This window comes from Micromonospora lacuserhaii (assembly GCF_036902735.1).
GTDB lineage: Bacteria > Actinomycetota > Actinomycetes > Mycobacteriales > Micromonosporaceae > Micromonospora.
On sequence record NZ_JBAKHO010000055.1, the window covers coordinates 13798 to 35889 of the forward strand.

General features: G+C 72.4%; 20 protein-coding genes. 6 read left to right on the forward strand and 14 right to left on the reverse strand.

Going from position 1 to position 22092, the window contains the following annotated elements; genetic code table 11:
- Nucleotides 1-22 precede the first annotated feature (22 nt).
- Nucleotides 23-325 (forward strand): hypothetical protein, encoded by a 303-nt coding sequence (locus tag V6U81_RS24630; RefSeq protein ID WP_334492556.1) that lies wholly within the window; start codon nucleotides 23-25, stop codon nucleotides 323-325.
- Nucleotides 326-353: 28 nt separating this feature from the next.
- Here V6U81_RS24630 and V6U81_RS24635 read toward each other — a convergent pair whose 3' ends face one another.
- Nucleotides 354-830, reverse strand: a complete 477-nt coding sequence (locus V6U81_RS24635; protein ID WP_334492558.1) for a winged helix-turn-helix transcriptional regulator — start codon at nucleotides 828-830, stop codon at nucleotides 354-356.
- Between the two features lie 56 nt (nucleotides 831-886).
- Between V6U81_RS24635 and V6U81_RS24640 the strand changes: the two genes are divergently transcribed.
- On the forward strand, nucleotides 887-1408 hold the full coding sequence (locus V6U81_RS24640) for a PaaI family thioesterase (RefSeq protein WP_334492560.1): 522 nt from the start codon (nucleotides 887-889) through the stop codon (nucleotides 1406-1408).
- A gap of 86 nt (nucleotides 1409-1494) precedes the next feature.
- Here V6U81_RS24640 and V6U81_RS24645 read toward each other — a convergent pair whose 3' ends face one another.
- The 3 genes from V6U81_RS24645 to V6U81_RS24655 all read right to left on the reverse strand — a co-directional run bounded on the left by V6U81_RS24645 (nucleotide 1495) and on the right by V6U81_RS24655 (nucleotide 4600).
- Entirely contained in the window at nucleotides 1495-2430 is a 936-nt protein-coding gene (locus V6U81_RS24645; RefSeq protein ID WP_334492562.1) for an acyl-ACP desaturase, read from the reverse strand.
- Nucleotides 2431-2501: 71 nt separating this feature from the next.
- Entirely contained in the window at nucleotides 2502-3824 is a 1323-nt protein-coding gene (gene hisS, locus V6U81_RS24650; protein ID WP_334492564.1) for a histidine--tRNA ligase, read from the reverse strand.
- 56 nt (nucleotides 3825-3880) lie between these two features.
- Entirely contained in the window at nucleotides 3881-4600 is a 720-nt protein-coding gene (locus V6U81_RS24655; protein ID WP_334492566.1) for an MBL fold metallo-hydrolase, read from the reverse strand.
- 259 nt (nucleotides 4601-4859) lie between these two features.
- Here V6U81_RS24655 and V6U81_RS24660 point away from each other — a divergent pair, with 259 nt between their 5' ends.
- Both V6U81_RS24660 and V6U81_RS24665 read left to right on the forward strand, forming a co-directional pair.
- Nucleotides 4860-5732 carry a peptidylprolyl isomerase gene (locus V6U81_RS24660; RefSeq protein ID WP_334492568.1) on the forward strand — a complete coding sequence of 291 codons (873 nt, stop codon included), beginning with the start codon at nucleotides 4860-4862 and terminating at the stop codon, nucleotides 5730-5732.
- A 59-nt stretch (nucleotides 5733-5791) separates the two neighbouring features.
- Nucleotides 5792-6631, forward strand: coding sequence for a peptidylprolyl isomerase (locus tag V6U81_RS24665; protein WP_334492569.1), 840 nt, complete (start codon nucleotides 5792-5794; stop codon nucleotides 6629-6631).
- A 62-nt stretch (nucleotides 6632-6693) separates the two neighbouring features.
- Here V6U81_RS24665 and V6U81_RS24670 read toward each other — a convergent pair whose 3' ends face one another.
- The 8 genes from V6U81_RS24670 to ruvC all read right to left on the reverse strand — a co-directional run bounded on the left by V6U81_RS24670 (nucleotide 6694) and on the right by ruvC (nucleotide 16073).
- Complete coding sequence (locus tag V6U81_RS24670) at nucleotides 6694-9165, reverse strand: RelA/SpoT family protein (protein WP_420884077.1); 2472 nt, start codon at nucleotides 9163-9165, stop codon at nucleotides 6694-6696.
- Nucleotides 9166-9389: 224 nt separating this feature from the next.
- Nucleotides 9390-9956: an adenine phosphoribosyltransferase gene (locus V6U81_RS24675; protein ID WP_334492571.1), complete on the reverse strand. Its 567-nt coding sequence runs from the start codon at nucleotides 9954-9956 to the stop codon at nucleotides 9390-9392.
- A 101-nt stretch (nucleotides 9957-10057) separates the two neighbouring features.
- Entirely contained in the window at nucleotides 10058-11251 is a 1194-nt protein-coding gene (gene secF, locus V6U81_RS24680) for a protein translocase subunit SecF (RefSeq protein ID WP_334492573.1), read from the reverse strand.
- A gap of 1 nt (nucleotide 11252) precedes the next feature.
- The gene (secD, locus tag V6U81_RS24685; protein ID WP_334492575.1) at nucleotides 11253-13166 is read right to left on the reverse strand and encodes a protein translocase subunit SecD; all 1914 of its coding nucleotides are present in this window, start codon (nucleotides 13164-13166) and stop codon (nucleotides 11253-11255) included.
- Nucleotides 13167-13401: 235 nt separating this feature from the next.
- On the reverse strand, nucleotides 13402-13749 hold the full coding sequence (yajC, locus tag V6U81_RS24690) for a preprotein translocase subunit YajC (protein WP_334492577.1): 348 nt from the start codon (nucleotides 13747-13749) through the stop codon (nucleotides 13402-13404).
- Nucleotides 13750-13885: 136 nt separating this feature from the next.
- On the reverse strand, nucleotides 13886-14950 hold the full coding sequence (gene ruvB, locus V6U81_RS24695) for a Holliday junction branch migration DNA helicase RuvB (RefSeq protein WP_334492579.1): 1065 nt from the start codon (nucleotides 14948-14950) through the stop codon (nucleotides 13886-13888).
- Nucleotides 14947-15549, reverse strand: a complete 603-nt coding sequence (ruvA, locus tag V6U81_RS24700; protein WP_334492580.1) for a Holliday junction branch migration protein RuvA — start codon at nucleotides 15547-15549, stop codon at nucleotides 14947-14949. The genes ruvB and ruvA overlap by 4 nt, the downstream gene beginning before the upstream one ends.
- Complete coding sequence (ruvC, locus tag V6U81_RS24705) at nucleotides 15546-16073, reverse strand: crossover junction endodeoxyribonuclease RuvC (RefSeq protein WP_334492582.1); 528 nt, start codon at nucleotides 16071-16073, stop codon at nucleotides 15546-15548. The genes ruvA and ruvC overlap by 4 nt, the downstream gene beginning before the upstream one ends.
- Before the next feature lie 219 nt (nucleotides 16074-16292).
- Here ruvC and V6U81_RS24710 point away from each other — a divergent pair, with 219 nt between their 5' ends.
- Nucleotides 16293-17075: a 3-hydroxybutyrate dehydrogenase gene (locus V6U81_RS24710; RefSeq protein ID WP_334492584.1), complete on the forward strand. Its 783-nt coding sequence runs from the start codon at nucleotides 16293-16295 to the stop codon at nucleotides 17073-17075.
- 14 nt (nucleotides 17076-17089) lie between these two features.
- Nucleotides 17090-19009 carry a helix-turn-helix domain-containing protein gene (locus V6U81_RS24715; protein WP_334492586.1) on the forward strand — a complete coding sequence of 640 codons (1920 nt, stop codon included), beginning with the start codon at nucleotides 17090-17092 and terminating at the stop codon, nucleotides 19007-19009.
- Between the two features lie 88 nt (nucleotides 19010-19097).
- Here the strand turns inward: V6U81_RS24715 and V6U81_RS24720 are convergent, their stop codons facing one another.
- Both V6U81_RS24720 and V6U81_RS24725 read right to left on the reverse strand, forming a co-directional pair.
- Complete coding sequence (locus V6U81_RS24720) at nucleotides 19098-19706, reverse strand: TetR/AcrR family transcriptional regulator (protein ID WP_334492588.1); 609 nt, start codon at nucleotides 19704-19706, stop codon at nucleotides 19098-19100.
- Nucleotides 19707-19717: 11 nt separating this feature from the next.
- Nucleotides 19718-21292 carry an MFS transporter gene (locus V6U81_RS24725; protein WP_334492589.1) on the reverse strand — a complete coding sequence of 525 codons (1575 nt, stop codon included), beginning with the start codon at nucleotides 21290-21292 and terminating at the stop codon, nucleotides 19718-19720.
- Nucleotides 21293-22092 lie beyond the last annotated feature (800 nt).

The following is a 22092-nucleotide window of genomic DNA, read 5'->3' on the forward strand; positions in this document are numbered from 1 at the left end:
AGCCAGGACAGGGAGCACGACCGTGGGCGAAGCACTCGAGATGACGACGTTCCGGCTGGTCGCCGGCCTCACCGGTGCCGACTTCGTCGAAGCCAACGAGGACATCAACCGCTATCTACGACGCCAGCCGGGCTTCCGGTGGCGACGCATCACCGAGGACGACGACGGCACGATCACCGACATCGTCGCGTGGGATTCCGCGGCCGACGGCCGGCGCAGCGCGTCCGGAATCATGACCGAGATGGCCGACTCGCCGGTACACGCGACGATCGACCACGCCACCGTCGACTTCCGGATCGTCCCGGTGCTGCAACACATCGACTGACCCGGGGGCAGCCCGCGACCCGCGGTGGTCAGTCGACCCGGCGGCGCGCCCCAGGGCCCGGCCGGGGCACCACCTCGCGGGGATCGGCCAGCTCGTGCCCCTCGGCGCAGCGCAGTGCGACGCGGACCTCGGCGCCGCAGTCGCGGTGGGTGACGCTGAGCGGGGGGCCGTCCGGGTCGGCCAGGTAGCGGTCGCCCCAGCCGAGCACCGCCACCAGCACCGGCCAGAGGTCGAGCCCCTTGTCGGTGAGCCGGTACTCGTGGCGCAGCCGGCTGCCCGGCTCCCGGTACGGCTCGCGGCGCAGCACTCCATGCTCCACCAGGGTGGCGAGCCGGTCGGTGAGCACCTGACGCGGGATGCGGGTGCGGACCCGCATGTCGTCGAAGCGGCGGATGCCGTTGAACACCTCGCGGAGCACCACCAGGGTCCAGCGCTCGCCGAGGATCGCCATCGCCCGGGCGATGGTGCAGTTCTCCACCGACCAGTCCAGTGCCGCGGGTCTCATGGCCACCAGGCTAGATCTGATTGACAGACTCAGCAACGCGCTGCCAGGCTGAGTCCATGACTCAGACGCAGGACCCGGCGCGCAGCCGTACCTTCTCCTGGTCCGACCCGGTGGCCGGGGCCGCCCACGTCGGCCGGCGCAGCGGCCTCGAGCTGATGCGCGCGATGATCGCCGGCGAGCTGGCCGCGCCACCGATCATGCACCTGATCGACATGGCCCGGATGGAGGCCGAGGAGGGCCGGGTCGTGGTGGAGCTGGTACCGCAGGAGTTCCACTACAACCCGCTCGGCACGGTGCACGGCGGCGTCATCTCCACCCTGCTGGACACCGCCGCCGCGTGCTCCGTGCACACCACGCTGCCGGCCGGCGTCGGCTACACCTCGCTGGACCTGAACGTGAAGTTCCTCCGCCCGGTCACCGTCGCCAGCGGCATCCTCCGCTGCGAGGGCACCGTCCTGCAACGCGGCCGCCGCACCGCCCTGGCCGAGGCGAAACTGACGGACGCCAACGCTCGCCTGATCGCCCACGCCACCTCCACCTGCCTCCTCTTCCCCCTGGACGCCCCCACCACCCGCTGACCCCGGGCGCGCTCTTTCCCGAGTCGCCACGGCACGCGGAATGGCCGCTCTTTCCAGGAAAGAGCGGCCATTCGGGGAAGGGGAAGTCAGAGGCGGGTGGCGAGGCGGGCGGCGCGGGCGGCGCGCTTCTCCTCGAAGCGGCCGGCCTGCTGGTCGAGGGTGTCCAGGTGGGCGGCGATCTGGTCGCGGGCGGCCTCGCCGTCGGCGTCCAGGCCGGTCACCGTGAGCACGTCCCACTGGCGCAGCACCGGGACGACCACCTCGTCGCGGTGCTGGCGCAGGTCGTAGATGCCGGCCAGCGCGATCGCCACCGACTTGCGGGCAAAGCCGTCGATGCCGACGCCGGGCATCTGGAAGTCGGCCAGCACGTCGGCGACCGCCCGCATGGCCTGGCTCGGGGCCAACTCGAAGGCCGCGCCGAGCAGGTTGCGGTAGAAGACCATGTGCAGGTTCTCGTCGGCGGCCACCCGGGCCAGCAGCGCCTCGCACGCCGGGTCGCCGGTGGCCCGCCCGGTGTTGCGGTGCGAGATCCGGGTCGCCAGCTCCTGGAACGACACGTACGCCAGCGAGTGCAGCACCTCGTCGCCGTGCACGTTGTGGTAGCCCGCCGACATGTGGGTCATCCGGGCCCGCTCCAGCGCCACCGGGTCCACCGCCCGGGTCACCGTCAGGTAGTCGCGAATGGCGGTGCCGTGCCGCCCCTCCTCCGCCGTCCACCGGTGCACCCAGGTCCCCCACGCTCCGTCCCGACCGAAGAGCGTCGCGATCTCGTGGTGGTACGAGGGCAGGTTGTCCTCGGTGAGCAGGTTGACGATCAACGCGGTCCGGGCCACGTCCGGGATGGCCGAGTCGGTCGCCGACCACGCCTCGCCGCCGAGCGGTCCGTCGAAGGTCCGCCCCTCGCTCCACGGCACGTACTCGTGCGGGAACCACTCCTTCGCCATCGACAGGTGGCGGTCGAGGTTCTTCTCCACGACGGGCTCGAGCTCCAGGAGCAGGGCGGTCTGGCTGAGTACGGTCACGGCGATCTCCCTACGGTGGCGTAACTTACGCTACCGTAGGTCCGATCGCGCGTACGCGCCAGTAATGAGCCTCAGCCGACCAGCGGCTTCAGGTCCTCCCGGGGCGGCGTCCACTCCCCCGCCGCGGCGGCGACCTGCTCCCCCGAGCGGATGTCCTTCACCTCGTCGCCGTCGGCGCCCGGGAACCACACGTACGGGATGCCGCGCCGCTCGGCGTACCGGATCTGCTTGCCGAACTTCGCCGCGCTCGGCGAGACCTCGGTGGGGACGCCCCGGGAGCGCAGCGCCTCGGCCACCCGGTTGCTCGCCGGCCGCTCGTCCTCGGTGGTCACCGCGACCAGCACGCAGGTCGGCACGCTGCGGGAGATCGAGAGCGCGTCGGCGCCGAAGAGCACACCGAGCAGCCGGGTCACCCCGATCGAGATGCCCACCCCGGGGAAGCGGACATTGCCGGAACTGGCCAGGTTGTCGTACCGGCCACCGGAGCAGATCGAGCCGAACCGCTCGTAGCCCGCCAGAGACGTCTCGTAGACGGTGCCGGTGTAGTAGTCCAGGCCGCGGGCGATCCGCAGGTCGGCCACGCAGAGCCCCGGCGAGTGCGCGACCGCGGTGTCCATCACGGCGACCAGCTCGGCGATGCCCTCGTCGAGCAGCGGGTCGTCGACCCCGAGGGCGCGGACGGCGTCGGCGAAGGAGGCGTCCGCCGCGGAGATCTCGGCCAGTGCCAGGGCCGCCTTGGCCTGCGCCTCGCTCGCCCCGGCCGTCTCGGCCAGCAGCTCGGCCACCTTCGCCGGACCGATCTTGTCGAGCTTGTCCACCGCGCGCAGCGCCGCCGCCGGGTCGTCGATCCCGACCCCCCGGTAGAAGCCCTCACAGATCTTGCGGTTGTTGACCTGGATCCGCACCGGCGGGATCGGCAGCGACCGGAGGGCGTCGCCGATCACCAGCGGCATCTCGGCCTCGTAGTGCGCCGGCAGGGTGTCCCGGTCGACGATGTCGATGTCGGCCTGGAGGAACTCGCGGTAGCGCCCCTCCTGGGGGCGCTCACCCCGCCACACCTTCTGGATCTGGTAGCGGCGGAACGGGAACTGCAGCTTGCCGGCGTTCTCCAGCACGTACCGGGCGAACGGCACGGTCAGGTCGAAGTGCAGGCCGAGCGAGTCGTCGCCGGCCGGCCCGTCGGCGTCGGCCTGGAGCCGGCGCAGCAGGTAGACCTCCTTGGACGTCTCCCCCTTGCGCAGCAGCTGATCGAGGGGCTCCACCGCGCGGGTCTCCAGCGGGGCAAAGCCGTACAGCTCGAAGGTGGCGCGGATCCGGTCGAGGACGAACTGCTCGATCATCCGCTGGGCGGGCGTCCACTCCGGGAAGCCGGAGATGGGCGTGGGCTTGCTCATGACGTACTCCTTGCGTCCCGCGCGGACGGCGCGGGGAGATCGTGGGCGCGGTGCGGCTACAGGCCGCGGGTGGGCGCGGCCGGGCGCGCGTCGCCGGACTCCGCCACCTCGACGAGGTACGGGTTGGTCGCGCGCTCGCGGCCGATGGTGGTCGCGGGGCCGTGGCCGGGCAGGACGACCGTGTCGTCGGCCAGCGGGAGGACCTTCTCCCGCAGGCTGGACAGCATCCGGGGCATGCTGCCGCCCGGCAGGTCGGTGCGGCCGATCGAGCCGGCGAAGAGCACGTCACCGGAGAGGCAGATCTGCTCGGCCTCCCAGGGCGAGCCGGCGCCGGGCAACCGGAACAGCACCGACCCGCCGGTATGGCCCGGGGCGTGGTCGACGGCGATCTCCAACCCGGCCAGCGTCAGGGTCGCGCCGTCGGTCAGCTCGGCCACGTCGTCCGGCTCGGTGTACGGCAGCCGGCCACCGAAGAGCTGGGTGAGGTCCGCGGAGAGCCCCTTGGCCGGATCGGCGAGCAGCTCCCGGTCGTCGGGGTGGACGTACGCGGGGATGCCGCGCGCGCCGCAGACCGGCGCCACGGAGAAGGTGTGGTCCAGGTGGCCGTGGGTGAGCAGCACCGCGGCCGGGTGCAGACGGTGTTCGGCGAGCACGGCGTCGAGCCGGTCGAGCACCCCGATGCCGGGGTCGACCACCACGCACTGCTCCCCCGGCGCGGTCGCCACCACGTAGCAGTTGGTGCCGAAGGCGTCCGCGGGAAAGCCGGCCACGAGCACGTCCGCTCCCCTTCCGTCGAGTCGTCGTCCCTGAGGGCAGCCTAGCCGTAGCGGCGACCGGATATCCGGGACCCACCCGTCCCCCGCACCCCGTGCGGCACAGTGATGTACTCCGATAAACCCAGCCCGGACCTCGTACACCACTTTCACAGCGGGTACCCGTACACTCTGGCGGGCGTGTGGCGTGGCGCACCTGCGGACGCGGCGGGCGCAACGGCCCGACCGCCGGTGACGACCAGGTAGAGGAAGGGGAGCACGAGTGGCTTCCAGCAGGGACCGGCAGCGCAAGCTCGCGCGGGAGAAGCTCGACCGGCAGTTGGCCCGACGGGCCGCCGCCACCCGGCGTCGCCGGCAGATCCAGGCCGGGGTGGGTGCCGCGGTCGTGCTGGTGCTGATCGTGGTCGGCGCGGCCTGGGGGCTCGGCGCCTTCGACCGCGAGCCGGAGCAGAAGGCCGCCGAGGACATTTGCCTCTGGACGCCGCAGGACGCCGGCGCCAACACCAACCTCAAGGACGTCGGCACCCCGCCGACGAAGGACATCCCCACCACCGGCACCCGGACGATGACCGTCAACACCAACCAGGGCGGCCCGGTCACCGCCGAGCTGGACCTGGCCGGCGCGCCCTGCGCCGCGGCGAGCATCGCCCACCTGTCCGGCAGGTCGTTCTACGACAACACCAAGTGCCACGAGATCACCGCCGAGGGCGCGCTGCGCTGCGGCGACCCGAGCGGCACCGGGCTGGGCGGCCCCAGCTACTCGTTCTACGACGAGAACGTCCCGGCCGCGCCGGAGGCGAGCCCGTCGGCCAGCCCCGCCCCGGGCCAGCCGCCGGCGTACCCGAAGGGCACGGTTGCGATGATCGCGAACCCGCCGGGCGCCAACGGCAGCCAGTTCCTCGTCTTCTTCAAGGACTTCAACCCGGCCAAGCCGGCGTACCCGATCATCGGCCGGATCACCGGCGGGCTGGACGTGATCGAGAAGATCGGCGCCCTGCCGACCGTGGACAATGGGACCGGGGCCAAGGTCAAGCCGAAGACCGACGTGGTGATCCAGAAGCTCACCGTCGGCGAGCCCCAGACGGCACCGGCGCCGGCCTCGGCCGCCCCGTCGGCCAGCCCCAGCGCCGGCTGAGCCGGACACCACCCGTACCCCGCGGCAGCGACCGCGCCCGAAAGTCGAGGAGTGAAGGCGTGACGTCCACGAGAGAGCGGCAGCGCGCGGCGGCGCGGGCCCGACTGGAGCGGGAGATGGCCGAGCGCTCGGCCCGGGCCCGCAAGCGCCGGCAGACGCAGGCGATCGTCGGGGCCGGTGCGGTCCTGCTGCTCGTGGTCGCCGGCACGGTCTGGCTGGCGACCAGCCTCGGCGGCGACGACAAGAAGCAGGACGCCGCCGGCCCGGACGCGGCGTTCGCGCAGTGCGCGTACACCGAGGTGCCCAAGGAGGGCCGGACCAAGCAGATCAAGGACGTCGGTCTGCCCCCCGCCCAGCAGGACGACACCGGCACCCAGACCATGACGATCGACACCAACCTGGGGCCGATCACCGCGAAGATCGACCGGGCCGCGGTGCCCTGCACCGCCGGCAGCTTCACCCACCTGGCGAGCAAGGGCTTCTTCGACAACACCAAGTGCCACCGCCTGGTCACCGAGGGCATCAAGGTGCTCCAGTGCGGCGACCCGAGCGCCACCGGCAAGGGCTGGCGGCAGACCGACGGCACCGGCGGCCCCAGCTACAACCTCGCCGAGGAGAACCTGCCGACCGACAAGCGCCCCGCGTACCCGGAGGGCGTCATCGCGATGGCCAACTCCGGCCAGCCGGGCAGCACCGGCAGCCAGTTCTTCATCGTCTACGGCGACTCGCAGCTCGACCCGAACTACACCGTGGTGGGGACCATCACCGGCGGCATGGACCTGGTCAAGCAGGTCGCCGCGGCCGGCGACGACAAGGCCTTCGCGCAGCAGGCCGGGGGTGGCCACCCCAAGAAGGAGGTCACCATCACCAAGCTGGCCATGAGCGACATCCAGGGCTGACCCCCGGGTACGACGAAGCGCCCGCCGGCTGAGCCGGCGGGCGCTTTCGCGTGGGTGTGCCCTCAGGCGCCGGAGGTGACCCGGTAGGCGTCGAAGACGCCGTCGACCTTGCGGACCGCGGCGAGCAGGTGGCCCAGGTGCTTCGGGTCGGCCATCTCGAAGCTGAACCGGCTCACCGCCACCCGGTCCCGGGTGGTGGTGACGGTGGCGGAGAGGATGTTGACCCGCTCGTCGGAGAGCACCCGGGTGACGTCGGCGAGCAGCTTGTGCCGGTCCAGCGCCTCGACCTGTATCGCGACCAGGAAGGTCGAGGCGGAGGTGAGCTTCCAACTGACCTCGACCACCCGCTCGCTCTGGGCCCGCAGGTCCTCGGCGTTGGCGCAGTCGTCCCGGTGCACGCTGACCCCGCCGGAGCGGGTGACGAAGCCGAACACCGAATCCGGCGGCACCGGGGTGCAGCAGCGGGCCAGCTTGATCCAGACGTCGCTGACGCCGCGGACCACCACGCCGGGGTCGCTGCTGCTCTGCCGGCTGCGCGGCGGCCGGGTGGCGACGGCGGTCTCGGCGATGTCCTCCGCCGCGCCCTCCTCGCCGCCGTACGCGGCCATCAGCTTCTGCACCACCGACTGCGCGGAGACCTGGCTGTCGCCGACCGCCGCGTAGAGCGAGGCCACGTCGGCCAGGTGCAGATCCCGGGCGATCGCCATCAGCGCGTCCGAGGTGAGCATCCGCTGCAACGGCATGCCCTGCTTGCGCATCGCCTTGACGATCGCGTCCTTGCCGGCCTCGATCGCCTCCTCGCGCCGCTCCTTGTTGAAGTACTGGCGGATCTTGGTGCGGGCGCGCGGGCTCTTGACGAAGCCGAGCCAGTCCTGCGTCGGGCCGGCCGTGTCGGACTTCGAGGTGAAGATCTCGATCACGTCGCCGTTGGAGAGCGTCGACTCCAACGGCACCAGCTTGCCGTTGACCCGCGCGCCGATGCACTTGTGCCCGACCTCGGTGTGCACCGCGTACGCGAAGTCCACCGGCGTCGACCCGGTCGGCAGCGGGATGACGTCACCCTTGGGGGTGAAGACGTACACCTCCTGGCTGGACAGGTCGAAGCGCAGCGCGTCGAGGAACTCGCTGGGGTCGGCCGCCTCCCGCTGCCAGTCCAGCAGCTGACGCAGCCAGGTCATCTCGTCGATGTGCGCCGGCGGGCCGACGATCTGAGTGCCCTTGTGCTCCTTGTACTTCCAGTGCGCCGCGATGCCGAACTCGGCGGTGCGGTGCATGGCGTACGTGCGGATCTGCATCTCCACCGGCTTGCCGGTGGGCCCGATGACCGTCGTGTGCAACGACTGGTACATGTTGAACTTGGGCATCGCGATGTAGTCCTTGAACCGACCCGGCACCGGCTGCCAGTTGGCGTGGATGACGCCCAGCGCCGCGTAGCAGTCCCGCACCGTGTCGACCAGGATCCGCACCCCGACCAGGTCGTAGATGTCGTTGAAGTCGCGACCCCGCACGATCATCTTCTGGTAGATCGAGTAGAGGTGCTTCGGCCGGCCGGTGGTCTCCGCCTTGATCTTGGCGGCCTTCAGGTCGGTCGACACCTTCTGGGTCACCTGGCGCAGCAGCGCCTCGCGCTGCGGCTGGTGCTCCCCGATCAGCCGGTTGATCTCCTCGAACCGCTTCGGGAACAGCGTGCCGAAGGCGAGATCCTCCAGCTCCCACTTGATCGTGTTCATACCCAGCCGGTGGGCCAGCGGGGCCAGGATCTCCAGCGTCTCCTTGGCCTTCTGCTCCTGCTTGGGGCGGGGCAGGAAGGTCAGGGTCCGCATGTTGTGCAGCCGGTCCGCCAGCTTGATCACCAGCACCCGCGGGTCCTTGGCCATCGCCACGACCATCTTGCGGATCGTCTCCGCCTTGGCGGCGTCGCCCAGCTTGACCTTGTCGAGCTTGGTCACGCCGTCGACGAGCAGGGTGACCTCGCCGCCGAAGTCCGCGCGCATCTGGTCGAGGGTGTACGCGGTGTCCTCGATCGTGTCGTGCAGCAGCGCGGCGACCAGGGTGGTGGTGTCCATCCCCAGGTTGGCCAGGATGGTGGCCACCGCCAGCGGGTGGGTGATGTACGGGTCGCCGGACTTGCGGTACTGCCCGGAGTGCCAGCGCGCGGCGGTGTCGAAGGCCCGCTGCAGCAGCCGGGCGTCGGCCTTGGGGTGGTTCTCCCGGTGGGTGGAGATCAGCGGCTCGAGAACCTCGCTGACCTGGGAGCTCTGCCACGGCGCGTTGAACCGGGCCAGCCGGGCCCGCACCCGGCGGCCGGTCGGCGCGTTGGAGAGCGCGAAACCGCCGCTCGGCGAGGGGTCACCGTCGGCCGGCAACGGCGCCACGGCCGCGTCGTCGCGCGGGCCGGCCGGCTCAGCGGCGACGCCGTCGCCGGCACCTGCCACCCCGGCCGGCGGGTTGCTCTTCCGGTCGGTCACCGAGCCGTCGGCCTCGCCTGTCGGGTGCACCGTGCCCTCCACCGGAGGGACGACATCGTGGGACACCGGCCTCCTCACCGCTCGCCGGGGACGCGCCGACCGTCCGGTCGACGTCCTCTTCAACCGGCCCACCGGCCGGTGTTGTTCCGGGCCGGCAACGCGCGCCGGCCGGTCCTCGCGCCGCCCGGACGGTGGACCGCCCGGTCAGCAAAGGGCAATGCTACCCGCACGGTGGGTGCCCTGCCGCTCCGCCGGACGGCCCGGTCCGGGCCCGCCCGGACCGGGCCGGATCAAACGGTCAGCAGGGCATGCACCGGACGGCCGGCCAGTTTCCGGCGGCCCTCCAGGAAGCCGAGCTCCAGCAGGACGGTGAAGCCGGCCACGGTGCCCCCGGCCCGCTCGACCAGGTCGAGGGTCGCCTCGGCGGTCCCCCCGGTGGCCAGCACGTCGTCCACCACCAGCACCCGGTGCCCGGCGGTGAAGGCGTCCTGGTGCACCTCGAGGGTCGCCTCGCCGTACTCCAGCGCGTAGGAGGCGGAGTACGCCGGGCGCGGCAGCTTGCCCGCCTTGCGCACCGGCACCACGCCGAGCCCGGTCGCGTACGCGATCGCGGCGGCGATCACGAAGCCCCGGGCCTCGATGCCGACCACGATGTCGAACGAGTCACGCCCGTGGTACCCGATGATCCCGTCGATCACCTCGCGGAACACGTCGCCGTCGGCGAAGAGGGGCATCAGGTCCTTGAACACGACGCCGGGCTTGGGGAAGTCCGGCACGTCCAGCACCCGGCTCGCGACCAGCTGGGCGAACTCCGGACCGCTGTCTCCCCGTACCCCGGTGCTCTGGGTCTCCGTCACGGTGTTTCCGTTTCCCTTCGGTACGACGACGGCGTCCGTCACGCTGCTCGCACAGCATGGCGGACGCCGTCGGTTCGATCTTTACCGGGTGCCCGGCTCGGTCAGCGCCGCTTGGCGCCACCCGGCCGGTTGCCCCCGCCGCCGCTGGGACGGCCGCCGCGGGCGCCGGTCGGACGCTTGCCGACGGGACGCGCGCCCACCTTCGGCGCGGTGCCGGCCAGAGCCGCGGACTCCGCGTCGATCCCCTCGTCGCCGGCCTCGTCGGCCGACCGCGGGGTGCCCTTCGGGGTGAGCTCGCCCCGGGCGATGGCGCCCCGGCGGCCCAGCACCCGCTTGTTGTGCGCCTGGATCCGCGGGTCGGAGTTCTTGAGCACCGCCAGCAGCGGGGTGGCCAGCAGGATGGAGGTCAGGAACGCCACCGCCATACCGACGAAGAGCACCAGACCCAGGTCCTTCAGGGTGCCCGCGCCCAGCAGGCCGGCACCGATGAAGAGCAGACCGCCGACCGGGAGCAGGGCCACCACGGAGGTGTTCAGCGACCGCATCAGGCTCTGGTTGAGCGCCAGGTTGGCCGCCTCGCCGTACGTCTGGTTGTTGTTCGCGGTGATGCCCCGGGTGTTCTCCTGGACCTTGTCGAAGACGACAACCACGTCGTAGAGCGCGAAGCCCAGGATCGTGAGGAAGCCGATGATCGTCGACGGGGTGACCTCGAAGCCGACCAGCGAGTAGATGCCGGCGGTGAGGATCAGGTTCATGAACAGCGAGGCGATCGCGGCGACCGCCATCCGCCACTCGAAGCGGACGATCAGGTAGAGCGCCACCACCGCGATGAAGAGCACCAGGCCGAGCAGCGCGCGCTCGGTGACCTGCTTGCCCCACGCCTCGGAGACCTGGTCGCCGCTTATCTGGCCGGGCTGGATGCCGAAGTCGCGGGCGATCTCGCCCTTGACCGAGGCGGCCTGGTCGGGAGTGAGCTGCGTGGTGCGCATCTCGTAGAAGTCGCCGCCCGCGCCGCCGACCTTCTGCGCGGTCACCACCTCGGCACCGCCGCCCTTGGCCTCCAGGGCGGTGCCGACCGTCTCGCGGGCCTCGTCCAGAGTGCCGACGCTGGCCGGCACCTGGAACGAGTTGCCGCCGGCGAACTCGATGCCGAGGCTGAACCCGCGTACGGCGAAGCTGAGCAACGCGATCAGGATCAGCGTGGCGGCCACGCCGAACCACAGCTTGCGCCGGCCGACGATGTTGAGATCGGCCTCGCCCCGGTAGAGCCGGGACGCCAGACCCGTCTTAGCCATCTCAGGCCTCCTTGACGCGCGGGTTGCGGGGGGTGGCCGGTTCGGCGGAGCGGGCCGGTAGGGCCCGGCCGAGGCCGCTGACCCGCGGGGACAGGAACGCCTTGGTGCTGGCGAACATCGTCATGATCGGGTGACGGAAGAGGAAGACCACCACCAGGTCCAGCACCGTGGCCAGGCCGAGCGCGAAGGCGAAGCCCTTCACCGTGCCGACCGAGACGATGTAGAGCACCACGGCCGACATCAGCGTGATCGCGTTCGCCGAGATGATCGTCCGGCGGGCCCGGATCCAGGCGCGCGGCACCGCGCTGCGCGGGCTGCGGCCCTCGCGGATCTCGTCCTTGAGTCGCTCGAAGTAGATGACGAAGGAGTCCGCCGCCACACCGAGTGAGACGATCATGCCGGCGATGCCGGCGAGGGTGAGGGTGAAGCCGATCTGCCGGCCGAGCACCACCAGCGCGCCGAAGACCAGCAGCGCGGAGAGCACCAGGCTCAGGAAGATGACCGAGCCGAGCAGCCGGTAGTAGAAGAACGAGTAGATGATGACCAGCAGCAGGCCGATGCCGGCGGCGAGCAGACCGGCCCGCAGCTGGCTGTCGCCGAGGGTCGCGGTGACGTTCTGCTGGGTCTGCGGCACGAAGGTCACCGGCAGGGCGCCGTAGCGCAGCTGGCTGGCCAGGTCGTTGGCCGACTTGCTGTCGAAGCTGCCGCTGATCTGCGAGTCGCCGGTCAGCACGCCCTGGATCTCCGGCGCCGAGACGATCGCGTTGTCCAGCACGACGGCCACCCGGCACTTGCCCTCGTTGCCGAGCGCGGCCTGGTCGCAGGCGTTACCGGTGTTCTGGAACGCCTCGCGGGTCAGCTCGGTCCACTTGCCCTGGCCGTCGCCGGTGAAGTTCAGGCTGACCACCCAGGCGCTGGTCTGGTCGAGCACCGCATTGGCGTCCTTGACGTCGGTGCCCTCCACCTTCGCCACGTCCAGCAGGTACTTCGCCGCGCCGCCCTCGCAGGCGACCGCCCGCTGCTTCGGGTCCTTGATCGACGCCGCCGGCCGCTTGTCCAGCTGGGCGCAGCTGATGGTCGGGACGTTGAACTGCATCTCCGGCGTCAGCACCGCGATCTCCTGTGGGGAGAGCGTGCTGAACGGCTTGAGCCGCTCGGCCAGCGACGGGTCGGCGGCGAGGTCGGCCGGGGCCTGCAGACCACTCGCGGCGGCCCAGGCGGGCGCGCCGACCTTCTTCTGGACGGCCTGCCGCTGCTGCTCGATGCTCTGCGACACCGGCGGGGCGCTGGCGCTCGGCGACGCGGCCGGGGCGCTCGACGAGGCCGACGCGGAGGGGGTGGCGCTGGCGCTCGGCGCCGGGGCGCCGCCGCCCTGGCCACCGGCGCTCGGCGACGAGGTCACCTTCGGCGCGGCGCTGCCGGACGGCTTCGCCGACGCGGTGGCCGACGGCTTCGGCGCGGCACTGCCGGACGGGGCCGGGGTGGGGGTCGCCGCCGGGGCGGCCGCCGCGCCGCTGCCGTCGGCGGCCTTGAGCACCTTGCGGAACCGCAGCTCCGCGGCGCTGCCGACGTCGGTCAGGTCGCGGTTCTCACCGGGCAGGGAGATGACGATGTTCCGGTTGCCCTCGGTGACCACCTCGGCCTCGGCGACGCCGTAGCCGTTGACCCGGCTCTCGATGATCTGCCGGGCCTCCTCCAGGTTCGCCGCGGTGGGCGGCTTGCCGTCGAGGCTGTTGGTGGCCTCCAGCGTGAGCCGGGTGCCACCGATGAGGTCCAGCCCGAGCCGGGGCTCCAGCCGGTCCTTCCAGCCACCATGGGCGCCGGAGAAGAACACCAAAGAATAGAGGACGACGAAGATGAGCCCGAGTACGGCGAGCTGCCGCCCTGGGCGCATCTGTCCCTGAGGTGGTGCCACGGCTGTCCTGTCTCCCTGTAACGGTCGCGCCGCTGGTGAAGCGGCGGCGAGGTCGGACCCGGGGGTCCGGGCCGACGTGCTCTCACGGGCCGGCTCCGGCCTCGGTCGGCACGACGTACCGCCGCCGACGCGGACAGCGCCGGTCGGGCGGGAACCCGTGCCGGCCCCGGAGGCCGGCCCACCTATCCAGTTGTTCCGTCACCCCCGACCCCGTGACTGGGACCGGGTACGACACTCATTCCTTGACGGCGTCCGCGTCCTCGGTGACCGGCTCGGCCGGCTCGACGCGCTCGGCCTGGTTGACCACCCGGGCGATGGCCGGACGGGCGTACCGGGTCTGCACGCCGGGTGCCACCTCGAGCAGCACCGTGTCGTCGTCCACGCCGGTGACGGTGCCGTAGAGCCCGCCGATGGTGACGACCTCGTCGCCCGGGGAGAGGGTGGCCTGCATGGACTCGGCTTCCTTGCGGCGCTTCTGCTGCGGCCGGATCATCATGAAGTACATGACGCCGAAGAGCAGGGCGATCATGAGGATCGGCGTGAGACCGCCGGCGCCTCCGCCGGAGGCTGCTGCGTAGAGCACGGTGTGCGACCTTCCCATTGGCCCCCGACCCGACGCGAATGCCGGAGCGGAGGCGGATTCTCACATCCTGTACAGACCGGCGCGAGTCTAATCCCTGCGCCTGAGAACGCCGAATGCGGTGCAGATCACGTTCGGATCACGGCTGATCGGGCGCGGCGGAGAACAGATCGGGCGTGGACGCGGCCTCCGTGCCAAATGTACCATTTGGCGGCGTACGACCCAGATGGCGCCAGGCGGCCTCGGTGGCCACCCGCCCCCGCGGCGTCCGGGCCAGCAGACCGGCCCGCACCAGGAAGGGCTCGCAGACCTCCTCGACCGTGTCGGGCTGCTCCCCCACCGCCACGGCCAAGGTGGACAGGCCCACCGGGCCACCTCGGAACGAGTCCACCAGGGCGGTCAGCACCGCCCGGTCCAGCCGGTCCAGGCCCAGCGCGTCGACGTCGTACACGAGCAGGGCCGCCCGGGCGGTCTCCAGGGTGACCACCCCGTCGGCCCGGACCTCGGCGAAGTCGCGGACCCGGCGCAGCAGCCGGTTGGCGATCCGGGGCGTGCCCCGGGAGCGGCCGGCGATCTCCACCGCCCCCTCCGGCGTGATCGGGACGCCGAGGATCCGCGCCGAGCGGTGCAGCAGCGCCTCCAGGTCGACCGGGGAGTAGAAGTCCAGGTGCGCGACGAAGCCGAACCGGTCCCGCATCGGCCCGGTGAGCAGGCCGGAACGGGTGGTCGCGCCGACCAGGGTGAACGGCTCCACGTCCAGCGGGATCGCGGTCGCCCCCGGCCCCTTGCCGACCACCACGTCGACCCGGAAGTCCTCCATCGCGCTGTAGAGCAGCTCCTCCGCCGGCTTCGCGATCCGGTGGATCTCGTCGATGAAGAGCACATCGCCCTCGGCCAGGCTGGTCAGGATCGCCGCCAGGTCGCCGGAGCGCTCGATCGCCGGGCCGCTGGTCACCCGGATGCCCGCGCCCAGCTCGGCGGCGACGATGTTGGCCAGCGTCGTTTTCCCGAGGCCAGGCGGCCCGGACAGCAGGATGTGGTCGGGCGGGCTGCCGCGCCGCATCGCGCCCTGCAACAGCAGGTCGAGCTGGTCGCGAACCCGATGCTGGGCGATGAACTCGTCGAGCCGCTTCGGCCGGACGGTGGCCTCCGCGTCCAGCTCCGCGTCGTTGACGTACCCGGAGACCAGGTCGTCGCCGTTCACCGGGTCCGGCCCAGCAACCGGATGGCCTGCTTGAGCAGGACCGGGACCGGCGGGGTCTCCCCGTCGACGGTCTCCGCCACCGCGGCCACCGCCTGGTCGGCCTGGCCGGCCGTCCAGCCCAGCCCGACCAGCGCCTGGCGGACCTGCTCGGGCCAGGCCCCGCCGGTCACCCCGGCCGCGCCGTCGGCGCCCACCGGGACCGGGCCGATCCGGTCGCGCAGCTCCAGCACCAGCCGCTCGGCGCCCTTCTTGCCGATCCCCGGCACCCGGGTCAGCGCGGCGGTGTCGGCGTTGGCGATCGCCTTGCGGACGGCGTCCGGGGTGTGCACGGCGAGCACCGCCTGGGCCAGCCGGGGCCCCACCCCGCTGGCGGTCTGGAGCAGCTCGAAGAGCTGCTTGGCGTCGTCGTCGGGGAAGCCGTAGAGGGTGAGCGAGTCCTCCCGGACCACCAGGCTGGTGGCGAGCCGGGCCGGCTGGCCGACCCGCAGCTCGGCGAGCGTGCCGGGGGCGCACTGCACCGCCAGGCCGATCCCGCCGACCTCCACCACCGCGTGATCCGGACCGGTCGCGGTCACCGTGCCGCGCACGCTGGCGATCATCGCGCTCCTCCTCGTCGTGCCCGGTCCGCGGCGGCGGCCAGCTTGGACCGGGTGCCACCCCGCCACACGTGACAGATGGCCAGCGCCAAGGCGTCGGCGGCGTCCGCCGGCTTGGGCGGCTCGGCCAGCCGCAGCAACCGGGTGACCATGGTGGTCATCTGCTTCTTGTCGGCCTGACCGGAACCGGTCACCGCCGCCTTCACCTCGCTCGGGGTGTACGTCTGCACCGGCAGGCCGGCGCGCGCACCGGCGAGCACGGCGATCCCGCTGGCCTGGGCGGTGCCCATGACCGTGCGGACATTGTGCTGGCTGAACACCCGCTCGACGGCGACCGCGTCCGGCCGGTGCTCGGCGACCAGCTCGGTCAGTGACCGGTCCAGGTGCAGCAGGCGCAGCGGCAGGTCGTCGCCGGGATCGGTGTAGACGACGTAGTAGGCGATCAGCGTGCAGGGCCGCCCCGGCACGCCCTCGACCACGCCGACTCCGCACCGGGTCAGCCCCGGGTCGACGCCCAGCACCCGCACGCCGCCTCCTCCCCCAGCCGCCAGCAGTACGTGTGTTCGACACCCTACTGGTCCGCCCGGCACGGCACCCGGGGGGACACGCCGGGCCGTACCGCGGGACACGGTGGCCCGCCTGCCCCCGTCCCCGCCCCGCTCCGGCCCTGCCCACACAGACCGAGGGGCGAGTATGTGTCGCCGGCCCATGTGCCGCCGGCCACACAGCTCGTAACTTCTTGCGCCATGACGGCAGAACCCGTGGCGGTCCCCCACGTCGTACACGTCGACCTCTCCGGTCGTAGCGCTCTGGTGACCGGTGGTGGCAGCGGCATCGGCCGGGCCTGCGCGCTGCGCCTCGCGGAGGCGGGCGCGGCGGTGCTGGTGGTGGACCGCAACGTCGAGGCGGCCAAGGCGGTGGCCGCCGAGGCGGGCGGCCGGGCCGAGGGCGTCGACCTGGCGGACCTGGCCGCGGTGCAGCGGCTCGACGCCGACGTCGACATCGTGGTCAACAACGCCGGACTCCAGCACGTCGCGCCGGTGCAGGACTTCCCCACCGAACGCTTCGCGTACCTGCACCGGGTGATGGTGGAGGCGCCGTTCCTGCTCATCCGGCGCGCGCTGCCGCACATGTACGCCCGCGGCTGGGGCCGGATCATCAACATCTCCTCGGTGCACGGGCTGCGCGCCTCGCCCTTCAAGGCGGCCTACGTGTCGGCGAAGCACGGGCTGGAGGGGCTGTCCAAGGTGGTGGCGCTGGAGGGCGCCGCGCACGGGGTCACCGCCAACTGCATCAACCCGGCGTACGTGCGCACCGCGCTGGTGGAGGCCCAGATCGCCGACCAGGCCGCCAGCCACGGCGTCGGCGAGGACGAGGTGGTCGAGAAGATCATGCTGGCCCGGGCCGCGATCAAGCGGCTGATCGAGCCGGAGGAGGTGTCCGAGCTGATGGCGTACCTCTGCTCCCCACCCGCGGCCTTCATCACCGGCGCCTCGATCGCCCTCGACGGGGGCTGGACGGCGAACTAGTGGGGCCGCGCACAATGTCGGTCATGTCGTCGCCGGTGGAGTTCCTCGAACTGCTCGCCCGGGAGGCCGCCGCGGTCGAGTTCGAGGGCCCGCTGGTGGCCGCCCGGGCGGCCGGGCTGCCTGCCGAGCGGCTGGCCGAGCTGGAACAGGCCAAGCTGGTCGCGCTGCGGGTGCGCGGACTGCTGGAGCGGCGGCGGCGCCGGGAGACCGAGCTCTCCGGCCTGTACGACACCGCCAGCGACCTGGCCGGCCTGCGCGACCTCGACGACGTACTGCGGGCCATCGTGCACCGGGCCCGGCACCTGCTCGGCGCCGACGTGGCGTACATGACGCTCAACGACGACGAGCGCGGCGACACCTACATGCGGGTCACCGACGGCTCGATCTCGGCGCGGTTCCAGCGGCTGCGGCTGGAGATGGGTGACGGGCTGGGCGGGCTGGTGGCCCAGACCGGCACCCCGTACGTGACCGCGAACTACCAGGAGGACGAGCGCTTCCACCACACCGGCGAGATCGACTCCGGGGTGGGCGAGGAGGGCCTGGTGGCGATCCTCGGGGTGCCGCTGCGGCTCGGGTCGAGCGTGATCGGGGTGCTCTACGCGGCGAACCGGTCGGCCCGACCGTTCGCCCGCGAGGAGGTGTCCCTGCTGGTCTCCCTCGCCGCGCACGCCGCGGTGGCGATCGACACCGCCCGGCTGCTCGCCGAGACCCGCTCGGCGCTGGCCGAGCTTTCCGCGGCGAACACCACCATCCGGGCGCACAGCAGCTCGGTGGAGCGGGCCGCGGCGGCGCACGACCGGATGACCGCGCTGGTGCTGCGCGGCGGCGGCGTCGAGGACGTGGTCGCGGCGGTCACCGACGTGCTCGGCGGGACGCTGCTGGCGCTGGACGCCGAGGGGCGGGCGCTGGCCCGGGTCGGCGAGATCGACGAGCCGGACCGGGTGGACCTGGTGGAGGCCGTGGCGGCCTCCCGGACCGAGGGGCGCAGCGTGCGTCGCGGCCACCTCTGGTACGCCGCGGTGGTGGCCGGCGCGGAGAACCTGGGCGCGCTGGTGCTGCGCCCGGACGACGAGCTGGTCGACGCCGACCAGCGGATCCTGGAGCGGGCGGCGCTGGTGACCGCGCTGCTGCTGCTGTTCCGCCGGAACGTGGCCGAGGCGGAGGGGCGGGTCCGGGGCGAGCTGCTCGACGACCTGATCGCCCGCCCGCTGCGGGACACCGACGCGCTGCGCAACCGGGCCCGCCGGCTCGGGGTGGACCTGGACGCGCCGCACGTGCTGGTGGCGGTCGGCGAGGACGCGATCGCCGCCACCGGCTCCGCCCGGCAGCGGGTGCTCTCCTGGGCCACCACGTACGCCTCGACCCGGGGCGGCCTGGCGGCGGCGCGCGACGGCCGGGTGGTGCTGATGCTGCCGGGCCGGGACGCCGGCGGCAGCGCCCGGGCGGTGGCCCGGGACCTGTCCCGGGTGACCGGCCGGCCGGTGACCGCCGGGGCGAGCGGCCCGACCTCGGGGCCGGCGGCGTTGGCCGCCACCTTCACCGAGGCCGACCGCTGCCTGACCGCGCTGGGCGCGCTGGGCCGGGCCGGCGAGGGGGCGAGCACCGCCGAGCTGGGCTTCGTCGGGCTGCTGCTGGGCACGGTGGGCGACCAGGGCGAGCGGGACGTGGCCCGATTCCTGGCCGCCACGGTGGGGCCGGTCGTGGAATACGACGCGCGGCGGGGCACGGCCCTGGTCAAGACGTTGGAGGCCTACTTCGGGGTGGGCGGCAGCCTGGCCCGGGCGGCGGAGCTGCTGCACGTGCACGTCAACACGGTCACCCAGCGGTTGGAGCGGGTCGGGCAGCTGCTCGGCCCGGACTGGCAGAAGCCGGAGCGGGCGCTGGAGGTGCAGCTGGCGCTGCGTCTGCACCGGCTGCGTACCCCGACGGGCTGAGCCGGGGCGGGTCGGGTCGGCGGCGCCGGACGACGGCCGGCTCGCCGCCGTGGCGGCAGCCGACCACAGGTCGCAACACCGGCGGCGGTCAGCGGGCCCAGATGCCCTCCAGGACGGCGTCGACGATCCGCTCGGGCAGGATCTGGTCGTCCAGCTCCGGATGCCAGCGCAGCATCCGCTGCACCAGCATCGGGCCGGTGAGCAGCGCCATCGTCACCTCGACGTCGATGTCGGCGCGGAGCTCACCGGTACGGACGCCCCGGCGCAGCACCTCGCGCATCAGCATCCGCCGCGGCTCGATGATGTTCTGGTAGAGCTGGAAATGGTCCGGGCTGCGGTTCACCTCGGGCACCAGGCAGGGCATGATCTTCACGGCCCGCGGGTCGATGTTCTGCCCGACCGCGCCGACCAGCAGGACCAGGTCGTCCCGGACGGAGTCCCCGGCCGGCTGCGGCAGGACGCCCTTGAGCCGGCGCAGCGCGTCGAGCAGCAGCGCGTCCTTGCCCGACCAGCGCCGGTAGATGGTGGCCTTGCCGACGCCGGCCCGGGAGGCGATGGCCTCGATCGAGAGCGCCTCGATCGTGCTCCCCTCGGCGAGCAGGTCGAGGACGGCCTCGATGATGGCCTCGTCCGCGCGGACGCTCCGCGGTCGCCCGGGCGACCGCGGAGCACCGGCGGTGGAAGTCATGTCAGACATTGTTCCCGAACCTAGGCGGTTCCGGCCATCTCCGGTTCTCCGACCGGCGGTGTGGCGGCCGGGCCGGCGCCGGCGTCGGGACGACCGGGCATCCAGCGGAGCACGATGAGGATGCCCAGGGCGGCCACCACCGCGGAGAGCGCCGCCGCCCAGTGCATCGCCGAGACGAAGGCGTCGTTGGCCGCCGCGATCAGCTTCGGCGCCGCCGACCCCAACTGACCCGCCGCGGCGTACGCCCCGGAGACGGACTCGTTGGCCGCCTCGCGGGCCGGGGCGGGCAGCCCGTCGACCGCCGAGGCGATGTCGTCCCGGTAGACCGCGGAGAGGACCGAGCCGAGCACGGCCACGCCCAGCGCACCGGAGACCTGCCGGACGGTGTTGCTGACCGCGGAGCCGACACCGGCCTTCTCCCGCGGCAGCGCCGACATGATCGACTCGGTGGCGGGCGGCATGATGTTGGCCATCCCGGTGCCCTGGAGGAAGAAGACCACCAGCACCACCCAGATCGGGGTGTCCGCGTCGACGAAGGCGAAGGAGGCCAGCGCGACGGTGGTCAGCCCGAGGCCGACCACGGCGACCGCCCGGCCGCCGTACCGGCGGACCATGGCGGCGCTGCGCGGCGCGAAGATCAGCTGGGCGCCGGCGAACGGCAGGAACAGCAGGCCGGTCTGCAGCGGGCTGTAACCGCGGACCAGTTGCAGGTAGAACGAGCTGAAGAACATGACGCCCATGGCGGCGAAGAAGATCAGGCCGACGATCGCCACCGGGGCGGCGAAGCGCGGCACCCGGAACAGCCGGACGTCCAGCGACGGGTGGTCGCTACGCCGCTCGTGGTCGATGAACCAGGCCAGCACCGCCAGGCCACCGACGATCGACGCCCACACCACCGGACGGTCGAAGCCGTGCTCGCCGCCGTCGATGATCCCGTACGTCAGGGCGACCAGGCCGACCACCGAGAGCACCACACCGAGCAGGTCGACCCGGCCGGGGCTGGGGTCGCGGGACTCCGGCACCAGCATCGCCACCAGGACCACGCCGATCGCCACCACCGGCACGTTGATCAGGAAGACCGAGCCCCACCAGTAGTGCTCCAGCAGCGCGCCGCCGAGGATCGGGCCGATCGCCACGGCGAGGCCGACCGCGCCGGCCCAGACGCCGATCGCCCGGCCCCGCTCGCGGGGGTCGAAGACGTTCGAGATGATCGACAGGGTGACCGGCATGATCGCCGCGCCGCCGATCCCCATCAGGGCACGGGCCGCGATCAGCTGGCCCGGGTCCTGCGCGTACGCGGACAGCAGCGAAGCCAGGCCGAAGAGCACCAGCCCGATCAGCAGGAACCGGCGACGACCGAAGCGGTCGCCGAGGACGCCGAAGGTGAAGAGCAGTCCGGCGAAGACCAGCGTGTAGGAGTTGATCGACCACTCCAGCTCGCCCTGGCTGGCCCCGAGGCCGTGCACCGGGTCGGCCAGGGTGCGCAGGGCGACGTTGAGGATCGTGTTGTCGAGGACGACGACGAGCAGGCTGATCACCAGCACGCCGAGGATCCCCCACCGCCTCGGATGTCCGGTGTTCTCGTGCGGTTCCATGTGGTCCGGTTCTCCCCCCGGCTCACCCGCATCGCAAATACGATACGGGGCAGACTCGTAACGGTCAGAGCGTAGGACGCGGAGTTTCGATACGGAACCGAATCGTATCGTATGTGGTGGGCATCACGTCGCCCTTCCACGACGCATCCTCACGAACACCCCCGACACTTCCCGCCGCCGCCCGCCCGCCTGCCCGCTCCGCTGCGGTGCCGCCCCCCTCCGCGCCCCGGCCCGCAGCGCTCCCCCGCCCGCAGCCGCGCCCCTGCCCGCAGCCTCCCCCGCCCACTCCGCCGTCCCGACCGTTGATCAAGAAGTTTGGGGACGATTTCACCCTCGATCAGTGCGCAAACTTCTTGATCAACGGGGTGGCGGTGGTGCATCCGGCTGCTCGTGACCACAGGGGCAGGGTGTGGGGTTTTGGGGGTGGCGGGATAACTGTGCGGCGCTGGGTTGGTTGTCCGGTCTGGCGCCAGTGACCAGTCTCGGTAGTGCAGTGCCGGCTGGGCGGGTGATCCGGGTTCGTCAGTGCAGTACTGGTTCGCGTCGGCAGCTCGGCTCGGGGGGTTGCAGCCTGGGCGGGTGCCGGGTTTGTGCCGGCCTGGTCGGGGGTCCCGTGACCGGTGGCACCCTGAGCCTGGAATCGTGGCCGGCCCGCCGTCGTTACATATCCCGTACGACCGCAGTAGCAGCCCCCTCCGGCCTGCCCGGATGGATGCGGTGCCCCCGGAATGATGGCGGGCCCGCGGTCGTTACATCCTCTGCACGACCGCAGAACCAGCCCCTCCCGGCCCGGCCGGGTG